The organism is Cohnella cellulosilytica (genome assembly GCF_042431195.1).
Lineage (GTDB): Bacteria > Bacillota > Bacilli > Paenibacillales > Paenibacillaceae > Cohnella > Cohnella cellulosilytica.
The window spans coordinates 41,525-51,220 of record NZ_JBHMDN010000037.1; the positions used below are offsets into that span (position 1 = coordinate 41,525).

Here is a 9,696-nt window from a genome sequence, read left to right on the forward strand (position 1 = left end):
GATGAAGAGCATCGGAATCTTGACCGAATACATTACGCTCGGACAATTTCTCAAGCTGGCGGACTGCATCGGAACCGGCGGGGAAGTCAAATTTTTTCTGCAGGAAAAGCGCGTCCTCGTGAACGGAGAACCCGACAACCGCAGAGGGCGCAAGCTAAGAGTCGGGGACACCGTCGAAGTGGAAGGGTACGGATCGTTCGCGATCGAAACCCGGTAATGCGCTGGGGCTTTCGGCAAGCCGGTTGGAGAGTGAATGTGGAATGCAGTTAAAAGCGATGGAGCTGCAAGGCTATCGCAACTACGATTCCGTCAAGCTGACGACGGAGGGCGGCGTCAATATTTTCATCGGTCCGAACGCCCAGGGGAAGACGAACCTGCTGGAAGCGATCCACGTGCTGTCGCTCACCAAATCGCATCGCACCTCGAAGGATAAGGAGCTGATCGGCTGGGACCGCGGGGCCGCGGTTATTCGGGCCGAGATGACCCGCCGGATGGGCGACGTCAGCCTGGAGCTGCAGTTGTCGGCGCAAGGGAAGAAAGCGAAGATCAACGGTCTGGAGCAGCGCAAGCTGAGCACTTTCGTCGGCACGCTTAACGTCGTGCTGTTCGCCCCGGAGGATCTGGATATCGTCAAGGGAGCACCGGGAGTGCGCCGCCGGTTCATGGACATGGAGATCGGCCAGGTGCATCCCGGTTATTTGTACGACATGCAGCAATACCAGAAAATCCTGCAGCAGCGGAACAACTATCTGAAGTCGACCGACATTCGGCGGGCTTCTCCGGAAATGTTGGATGTCTGGAATGAACAGCTTGCCCGGACCGGTGTTAAAATGATGCAAAAAAGGAAAAACTTTATTGTACAGCTGCAGAAGTGGGCGGAAAAGATCCATGCCGGGATTACCGGAGGAACCGAACATCTGGCTGTGGAATACAAACCTTCGTTCGGAACTGCGGATAGCATGGGGGACCAAGATCAATCTTCTTTATTTGGGCAATTTATGATAAAGTTAACACAGAGCAAGGAACAGGAATTCAGGCGGGGCACGACGCTGGCCGGTCCTCATCGCGACGATCTGGGTTTCGCCATTAACGGCAAGGACGTGCAGTCCTTCGGTTCCCAGGGTCAGCAGCGAACGGCAGCGCTGTCGCTTAAGCTGGCCGAATTGGAATTGATGCACGAAGAGATCGGGGAGTATCCGCTCCTGCTGCTCGACGACGTGCTGTCCGAGCTGGATCAGACTCGGCAGACGCAGCTTATCGAGACGTTCCAGAGCCGCGTGCAGACCTTCATCACGACAACCGGGCTGGAGAGCGTCAACATGAGCCGATTGAAGGACGCCTCCCTGTTTCACGTGAGAGACGGCCAATTGCTGCGCTAGCGATAAGGAGGAACTTCGTGTACATCCATCTGGGCGGGGAAAAGATTATCCGAACGTCGCAGCTTATTGCGATCTTCGATATTTCGATCGAACAGTCCTCGAAGCTGTCGCGGCAGTTCGTTCTGCATGCGCAGAGGAATAAAGAAGTCGAAACGATCGGAGAAGAAGACCCCAAGTCGATCGTCGTCACGGAGCACAAGGTTTATTACTCTCCGATCTCCGCGTCCACTTTGAAGAAGAGAACGCGAGTCTTGGAAGGGTAGCTGTTACGTAAAGAAGGCGGTGGAAGGTTTGTCCGTTAATCAACAGAATAGTTACGATGAAAGTCAGATTCAGGTGCTCGAAGGACTGGAAGCGGTCCGGAAGCGCCCGGGCATGTATATCGGTTCGACCAGCGGCAAAGGACTGCACCATCTGGTGTGGGAGGTCGTCGACAACAGCATTGACGAAGCGTTGGCCGGCTATTGTAACCGGATCGACGTCATTATACACGAGGACAACAGCATTACCGTCATCGACAACGGCCGGGGGATTCCGGTCGGTTTGAATGCGAAGCTGCAGAAGTCTACGCTTGAAGTCGTCATGACCGTCCTCCACGCGGGCGGCAAGTTCGGCGGCGAAGGGTACAAGGTGTCCGGGGGCTTGCACGGGGTTGGCGTCTCCGTCGTGAACGCGTTATCCGAGCAAGTGATCGTCACCGTCAAGCGCGACGGGCATATCCATCAGCAGGAATATCGCCGCGGCGCTCCGCAGTACGATCTGAAGGTGATCGGGGAAACGAACGAGACGGGAACCCAGACGAGGTTTAAGCCGGACCCCGAGATTTTCACCGAGACGACCGTCTACGACTACGAAATTCTCGTCGGCCGAATTCGCGAGCTTGCTTTCCTGAATAAGGGGATTCAAATTACGCTGACGGACGAGCGCACCGATATGCACGATTCGTTCCATTACGACGGAGGGATCGTGGAGTTCGTCAAATATTTGAACCGGACTCGCGAGCCGCTGCACGAGCAGCCGATCTACGTCGAAGGCGCGAAGGATGCCATTCATTGCGAAGTCGCGATGCAATATAACGACGGGTACTCCGAAAACCTGTACTCGTTCGCGAACAACATCAACACGCACGAGGGCGGCACCCACGAGTCCGGCTTCAAGAGCGCCCTGACGCGGATCATTAACGATTACGCGCGGAAAATGGGCTTCGTGAAGGAAAGCGAGTCCAATCTGTCGGGAGACGACGTGCGGGAAGGTCTGACGGCGATCATCTCCGTGAAAATTCCCGAGCCGCAGTTCGAAGGACAGACGAAGACGAAGCTCGGCAACAGCGAAGTGCGCGGCATCGTCGAATCGCTGTTCAGCGAGAAGCTGCTGCAGTTTCTCGACGAGAATCCGGCCGTCGCCCGGAAGATCATGGACAAGGGCTTGCAGGCGGCAAGAGCCCGGGAAGCGGCGCGCAAGGCGCGGGAGCTGACGCGGCGCAAGAGCGCGCTCGAGGTCAGCTCGCTGCCGGGCAAGCTGGCCGACTGCTCCTCCAAGGACGCCTCGATCTCCGAGCTGTATATCGTGGAAGGGGACTCCGCGGGCGGATCGGCCAAGCAAGGACGGGACCGTCATTTCCAGGCGATCCTGCCGCTGCGCGGTAAAATTCTGAACGTCGAGAAGGCGCGTCTGGATAAAATCCTGTCCAACCTGGAAATTCGGGCGATGATTACGGCGCTCGGGACGGGGATCAGCGACGATTTCGATATTGCGAAAGCACGCTATCACAAGATCATCATCATGACCGACGCCGACGTCGATGGAGCGCATATTCGCACGTTGCTGTTGACGTTCTTCTACCGCTTCATGCGCAAGCTGATCGAGGAAGGTTACGTCTATATCGCCCAGCCGCCCCTGTTCAAGATTGAGCGCAACAAGACGGTCCGCTACGCGATGAACGAGAAGCAGCGGGACGAAGCGATCGCCGAGTTCGGCGAAGGCGTCAAGCTGAACATTCAGCGTTATAAAGGTCTTGGCGAGATGAACGCGGAGCAGCTGTGGGAGACGACGATGGACCCTGCTACCCGAACGATGCTGCAGGTGCGCATCGAAGACGCGATCAAAGCCGACCTCATGTTCGATACCTTGATGGGCGACAACGTCGAACCCCGCCGGGATTTCATCCAACAATACGCTCGATACGTCAAAAATCTGGACGTATAAGCGCTAGAATCAACAGGGGGTATCTCTCAAGGGAGATACCCCCTGTGCGGACTACGCCCTGCGTTTGCGAGACTTGAACCGGCCGTAGGAGACGGCGTAGGCGTAGATTTTGCGGAAGACGCTCTTGTCCGGCAGCCTCCTGAACAGGAACGGGTCGGGCAGCGTGTTCACCTCGAGAATCCACGGCTTAAGGCTCTCGTCCACCGCGATATCGATGCCGATTTCCTTTAATCTCGGGAATCTTCGGGCCAGCGCCGCAGCGACGGATACGCCAAGCTTGCGCAGACGGTCTTCGAACGGCGGCCACTGCTCGGAAGTCAGATGTTCGGCCATCAGCGTCCGGACCGGTGCAGGAGTTCCGCCGGCATGATAGTTCGTGACGATCTTCCGCGGATGGGCGACGCGCCCGATCATGCCGGTCGTCTCCCAGACGGATTGGGGATTGATCTGGACCATGACGCGCAGATCGAAGCTTCTCCCTTGATATTTCAGAAGATGAATTCCCTGCTGGCTTAAGTAGGCCCTCGGCTTCTTCACACTTAGAAGCCTGCGGTACATTCCGTCGAACGACGGAAACTCGTAACGCCTCTCCCCGGACTGGAAGCGGTAAGCGGAGGAGGTCTCCGGCTTCTCGATCCGGATGACGCCCCGGCCGAACGTTCCATTGACGGGTTTGACATAGATCATTCCGAATTGCTCCAACATTCGCTCCACGGTGCGGCGGTCGAAGCTTTCGGTGGCGGGAATGTAATCTCTAAGCTCGGGATCGGCCATCAGGGCGTTCGTCTTGGCCCGTTTGCTGCGGACGCGCTGGATCGGCATGCAGGTTCATCCAACCTTTCCCTAGGAATATGGTATAATGGAATTATTGCATATTTACTAATCTATGACGGTATACGCCTTGCGGTGTACAGATTCGCAAGCGCGTTCTGCTTGTATATTCGCTAAGGAGGATCTTCATGTCGGAAGAACAACGCTCCCAGCTTCGCGACCGCGATATCGGGGTCGAGATGCGGGAATCGTTCATGGATTACGCCATGAGCATTATCGTCAGCCGGGCGCTTCCGGATGTTCGGGATGGTCTGAAGCCGGTGCAAAGACGTATTCTTTACGCGATGTCCGAACTGGGGATGTCGCCGGACAAGCCTTACAAGAAATCGGCGAGAATCGTCGGAGAAGTTATCGGTAAATACCACCCTCACGGCGATTCCTCGATCTACGAAGCGATGGTTCGTCAAGCGCAGGATTTCTCCCTTCGCTACATGCTGGTCGACGGCCACGGGAACTTCGGTTCGATCGACGGAGACTCCGCCGCGGCTATGCGGTATACCGAGGCGCGGCTGTCCAAGATCGCGATGGAGATGCTTCGCGATATCAACAAGGAGACGATCGACTACCAGCCGAACTACGACGGCGAAGAGTCGGAGCCCGTCGTATTGCCGGCTAGATTCCCGAACCTGCTCGTGAACGGTACGACAGGCATCGCGGTCGGCATGGCGACCAACATCCCTCCGCATAACCTCAAGGAGGTTATCGAAGGCACGCAGGCGCTGCTCCGGGACCCGGAATTGACGCCTTACGACTTGATGGAATACGTCAAGGGTCCCGACTTCCCGACGGCCGGTCTTATTCTCGGCCGGGTCGGCATTCGCCAAGCGTATGCGACGGGCCGCGGCTCGGTTACGATGAGGGCGCGGGCGACGATCGAGGAGAACAACGGCAAAGCGCGCATTCTCGTTCACGAGATTCCGTATCAGGTGAACAAGGCCAGACTCGTCGAGAAGATCGCCGAGCTGGTGCGCGAGAAGAAGATCGACGGCATTACCGACTTGCGCGACGAATCCGACCGCAACGGCATGCGGATCGTCATCGAGCTGCGCCGCGACGTGACGCCGACGGTCGTGCTTAACAATCTGTATAAGCAGACGCAGATGCAGACGAGCTTCGGCGTGAACATGCTGGCGCTGGTCAAGAACGAGCCCAAGGTGCTTAACCTGAAGGACGTGCTGCAAAACTATATTTTGCACCAGGTGGAAGTTATCCGCCGGCGCACGGAATACGATCTGAAGAAAGCCGAAGCGAGAGCCCACATTCTGGAAGGCTTGCGCATCGCGCTGGATCATCTGGACGAGGTCATCGCGCTGATTCGCGCTTCCCGCACGACCGACGAAGCGCGCGACGGCTTGATATCGCGGTTTGGACTGTCGCACGATCAGGCGCAAGCGATTCTGGAGATGCGTCTGCAGCGGCTGACCGGACTGGAACGCGAGAAGATCGAGCAGGAGTACGCGGAATTGCTGGCGAAGATCGCGGAGTACAAAGCCATTCTCGCGGACGAAAACCTGGTGAACGACATCATTCACGAGGAGCTCGAAGAGATCAAGGAGAAGTACGGCGACGAGCGCCGCACGGAAATTACGGTCAGCGACGATGAAATTCTCGACGAGGATCTCATTCCGCGCGACGATGTGGTCATAACGATGACCCATGCCGGGTATATCAAGCGGCTTCCGGTCTCCACTTACCGCAGTCAGAAGCGCGGAGGAAGAGGCATTACGGGAATGGGCACCAAGGATGAGGATTTTATCGAAAATCTGTTCATCTCCAACACCCACCACTACTTGCTGTTCTTTACGAACAAGGGCCGCGTCTTCCGGATGAAGGCTTACGAAATTCCGGATCTGAGCCGTACGGCAAAGGGAACGCCGATCATCAACCTGATCCAGATTGAGCAGGGCGAGACGATCAACGCGGTTATCCCGGTCGAATCGTTCGAGCCCGACCGCTTCCTCTTCTTCGCGACGCAAAACGGGATCGTCAAGAAGACGCCTTTGAACGATTACGCGAACATTCGCAGAGTCGGCCTCATCGCGATCTCCTTGCGCGAGGACGACGATCTGATCGGCGTCAAGCTGACGGACGGCTCCCGCGAGATCGTGATGGGAACGAGCCACGGCATGTCCATTCGTTTCTCCGAAGAGGACGTTCGCGCCATGGGCCGTTCCGCTACGGGCGTGAAGGGCATCCAACTGGACGGCGGGGATAAAGTCATCGACATGGATGTCGTCGAGCCGGAGCAGGACGTGCTGATCGTAACGGCCAAAGGCTACGGCAAGCGGACCCCGATGACGGAATATCGGTCCCAGACTCGCGGCGGCAAAGGGATCAAGACGCTGAACGTGACGGATAAAAACGGGGAAATCGTCGGCTTGAAGGTCGTTCACGACGAAGAGGATCTGATGATCATGACCTCTTCCGGAACGCTGATCCGCATGAGCATGTCCGGCATCAATTCGATGGGCAGAATTACGCAAGGCGTCAAGCTGATCAACATTCGCGACGAGGATTCCGTTGCTACCGTAGCGCGGGCCCCGAGAAGCGAGGACGAGACGGACGCCGAAGAAATCGAAGGCGAAGAAGGAGACAGCTAATCGGCTGTCTTCTTGTTCAAGAGTCGCAGGCTGGAGAGGGAGATGCGGTATGCCGATCATTCCGATTACACAGGTACAGACAGGCGATCGACTGGGCAGCGACGTACAGACCGCTCTGGGGAGCGTGCTTCTGCAGGAAGGGCGCATCCTGTCGGACAGGGATAGGGAAATTCTCCAAGCCTTCCTTATTCCCAGCGTGGAAATCATTCGCAGCGGACTGGAGGAGCCTTCGGTCGAAGAGAGCACCGGCGAGGTCGCGGCAGCCGTGGAAACGAAGCTCACTTCCTTGCAGCAGGAATTTCTGCTGATGGAGAAGGTGCTGCAGCGCGCGATATCGATGGTGAATTCCGGCCAGAAAATTCCGGTGCTCGAGCTGCGCAATGGATTAACCGCGTTGATCGCGCATATGGATGAATATAACGTATTAACCTTCTCGGCGCCTCCGACGGCCGGAGAGCCGGATGTGCTTATTCGCAACAGCGTCCTGTGCGCGTTGACTTCCTATCAGCTGTCCAAGTGGAATAAGTTCCCCGAGAAAGATTGGCTGCCGATCGCGATGGCCGGGCTGCTTCACGACATCGGCAACGTGAAGGTCGATCAAGCGATCTTCAACAAGCCGTCCAAGCTGACCTCGGAAGAACTTCAGGAAATGAGGCAGCATCCCGTATACGGATTCAAGCTGCTCGAGGGGATCGCTTCTTTTAACCAGGGCATATGGCTTGCGGCGCTGCAGCACCATGAGCGGATCGACGGCAGCGGTTATCCGATGAAGGTCAAAGGGGAGAAGATCCATCCTTACGCCAAGATCGTAGCGATCGCCGATATGTACCATGCGATGACCTCCAATCGGAACTATCGCAAAGCGGAATCGCCGTATCTCGTTCTCGAGGAGCTGTACGCGGGATCGTTCGGCAAGCTGGACCCTCTATACGTGCAGACTTTCATCGAGAGAACGACGCAGTTTCATAACGGTGTGTTCGTCAAGCTCAACGATGGCCGCATCGGCGAGATCGTTTTTACCGACCGTCAGTATCCGACTCGTCCGATGATCTCGATCAACGGCCAGATCGTCAATCTTGGGCTTAACCGCCAATGGTATATTTGCGAAGTGTTCTCTACGAAATAATCGGCAAGCAAAAACGCCTGCGGCATCCTTAGGATGACGAACGCGTTTTTGTCGGAGACGATTCAGGATAGGGATAGCATTAAATAAGACGGGCTTGAGATGAGGAGACGCCGTATTCGGTTGTGTGCTTTCCATGGGGGAAAGCGCAGAACAGAATCGGTGTCTTTGTCTAACTATAGATGGAGGAAAACGATGATGGGTCATGGGGTTTGGGCGATTTCACACTGGGAGCTGGCGTTGAGGGTCGTATTATCGGTAGTGGCCGGCGGATTCGTCGGGTTGGAGCGGGAATGGAGCAATCGCGCCGCCGGGTTCCGGACGCATATTCTGGTGTGCGTCGGCTCGACTGCAATTATGCTGCTGTCTATCTACGGCTTCTCCCAGTTCTCGGACGAACTGAATGTCAGGATGGACCCGGCACGGCTTGCTGCGCAAGTGATAAGCGGCATCGGCTTCCTGGGCGCCGGCGCGATTATGCGCAACGGGTTTACGATCTCGGGATTGACCACGGCCGCCTCCTTGTGGGTTGTGGCCGCAATCGGACTGTGCGTGGGAGCGGGCTTCTACTTCGTCTCCCTGCTCACGACGTTTGTCGTTCTCTTCTGTTTGTTCCTGCTTAATCGTTGGGAGAAACGGTTCTTCAGCGTTAAACGCAAAATCAAGATGGAGATGAAAATAGGCTGCCGGGCCGGAACGGTAAAAGAAGTGGTGCGAGTGATCGAAGAAAACGGGATCGTTATCGTAGATATGGCGGTCAATAAAGAGGAGCAATCGTTCGGCCCTGAACCAAGAGAGCCTTGCGTTAAAATTCATCTTACCGTGAAGGTGGCCAACGAAAACATGCTTGTGCAATTCGTCGATGAATTGGCGCTTCATCCCGATGTTATGACCTTCCAGCAAAGTTCCTCGAATTCGGGGTAGTCACAGTCGAGACCTCTAAGGGCCCGTTGCCTTTAGAGGTTTCTTTTTCGTCATCCCGCCGATTCCAAGGACGTCGCAGGACGTTCCGTTCCCCTTGGTAGACGTTTAAATGTCCAGCCGGAGGAGCTTTGCTTGTTGCGGGATTTGCGTACGCTGCGCTGGCCCTGTTTTTTGCCAATACGTCCAAAGCAGATTCGTCGGTAATCGAGATCCATTCGGGAGAGCAACTGGCGAAGATTTGGAACGATCCGAATTATCCGGAAAACAACGAGTAGGATTTTGTTTTTTGAGGGTAGAAACTTTTCAAAAAAACACTTGCACTGAAAAAATGAATGTGATATATTATGAAAGTCGCCGTTAGCGCGGTGGGCAAAAAAGTAACACCGATTGTTCTTTGAAAACTGAACATTGAGCGTAAGAAACAAACGATCGTCGAAAGACGGTAACCAGCAAGAATTGAGCTTCAAAGGCTCTGTAAGTCGCGATTTCGACTCTCGGGATTCCTAACGGAACCCTGCCGTCGAAACGCGTTGGACATCACCTTCGGTGAGTCCTATTATGGAGAGTTTGATCCTGGCTCAGGACGAACGCTGGCGGCGTGCCTAATACATGCAAGTCGAGCGGACTATCTTGC

Annotated in this window: 8 protein-coding genes and 1 rRNA gene; 8 read left to right on the plus strand and 1 reads right to left on the minus strand. The window is 55.7% G+C overall.

Annotation, left to right across the window (positions count from 1 at the left end; translation table 11 throughout):
* Window position 1: 1 nt before the first annotated feature.
* The 4 genes from rlbA to gyrB are packed head-to-tail and all read left to right on the plus strand — an operon-like array spanning window position 2 to window position 3,584.
* Complete coding sequence (rlbA, locus tag ACFFT4_RS25670) at window positions 2–217, plus strand: ribosome maturation protein RlbA (protein ID WP_378051847.1); 216 nt, start codon at window positions 2–4, stop codon at window positions 215–217.
* A 43-nt stretch (window positions 218–260) separates the two neighbouring features.
* Window positions 261–1,379 carry a DNA replication/repair protein RecF gene (recF, locus tag ACFFT4_RS25675; protein ID WP_378051848.1) on the plus strand — a complete coding sequence of 373 codons (1,119 nt, stop codon included), beginning with the start codon at window positions 261–263 and terminating at the stop codon, window positions 1,377–1,379.
* A gap of 17 nt (window positions 1,380–1,396) precedes the next feature.
* Complete coding sequence (remB, locus tag ACFFT4_RS25680; protein WP_378051849.1) at window positions 1,397–1,642, plus strand: extracellular matrix regulator RemB; 246 nt, start codon at window positions 1,397–1,399, stop codon at window positions 1,640–1,642.
* A 28-nt stretch (window positions 1,643–1,670) separates the two neighbouring features.
* Window positions 1,671–3,584, plus strand: a complete 1,914-nt coding sequence (gene gyrB, locus ACFFT4_RS25685) for a DNA topoisomerase (ATP-hydrolyzing) subunit B (RefSeq protein WP_378051850.1) — start codon at window positions 1,671–1,673, stop codon at window positions 3,582–3,584.
* A 51-nt stretch (window positions 3,585–3,635) separates the two neighbouring features.
* On the opposite strand, the gene ACFFT4_RS25690 is transcribed toward gyrB, so the two are convergent.
* A complete protein-coding gene (locus tag ACFFT4_RS25690; RefSeq protein WP_378051851.1) occupies window positions 3,636–4,406 on the minus strand; it encodes a YheC/YheD family protein in 771 nt (256 codons plus the stop codon).
* A gap of 137 nt (window positions 4,407–4,543) precedes the next feature.
* On the opposite strand from ACFFT4_RS25690, the gene gyrA reads away from it, so the two are divergent.
* From gyrA to ACFFT4_RS25710, 4 genes are all read left to right on the plus strand, one after another.
* A complete protein-coding gene (gene gyrA, locus ACFFT4_RS25695) occupies window positions 4,544–7,015 on the plus strand; it encodes a DNA gyrase subunit A (protein WP_378051852.1) in 2,472 nt (823 codons plus the stop codon).
* Window positions 7,016–7,064: 49 nt separating this feature from the next.
* Complete coding sequence (locus ACFFT4_RS25700; RefSeq protein WP_378051854.1) at window positions 7,065–8,141, plus strand: HD-GYP domain-containing protein; 1,077 nt, start codon at window positions 7,065–7,067, stop codon at window positions 8,139–8,141.
* A gap of 195 nt (window positions 8,142–8,336) precedes the next feature.
* Window positions 8,337–9,062: an MgtC/SapB family protein gene (locus ACFFT4_RS25705; protein ID WP_378051855.1), complete on the plus strand. Its 726-nt coding sequence runs from the start codon at window positions 8,337–8,339 to the stop codon at window positions 9,060–9,062.
* A gap of 555 nt (window positions 9,063–9,617) precedes the next feature.
* Window positions 9,618–9,696: ribosomal RNA gene (locus ACFFT4_RS25710) — 16S ribosomal RNA — on the plus strand; the annotation flags it as partial.

Excerpts from the sequence above, each read along its gene's own strand:
- gyrA (WP_378051852.1), top strand. The coding sequence starts at position 4,544 with ATGTCGGAAGAACAACGCTCCCAGCTTCGCGACCGCGATATCGGGGTC.
- rlbA (WP_378051847.1), top strand. The coding sequence starts at position 2 with ATGAAGAGCATCGGAATCTTGACCGAATACATTACGCTCGGACAATTT.
- ACFFT4_RS25690 (WP_378051851.1), bottom strand. The coding sequence starts at position 4,406 with ATGCCGATCCAGCGCGTCCGCAGCAAACGGGCCAAGACGAACGCCCTG.
- recF (WP_378051848.1), top strand. The coding sequence starts at position 261 with ATGCAGTTAAAAGCGATGGAGCTGCAAGGCTATCGCAACTACGATTCC.
- ACFFT4_RS25705 (WP_378051855.1), top strand. The coding sequence starts at position 8,337 with ATGGGTCATGGGGTTTGGGCGATTTCACACTGGGAGCTGGCGTTGAGG.
- ACFFT4_RS25700 (WP_378051854.1), top strand. The coding sequence starts at position 7,065 with ATGCCGATCATTCCGATTACACAGGTACAGACAGGCGATCGACTGGGC.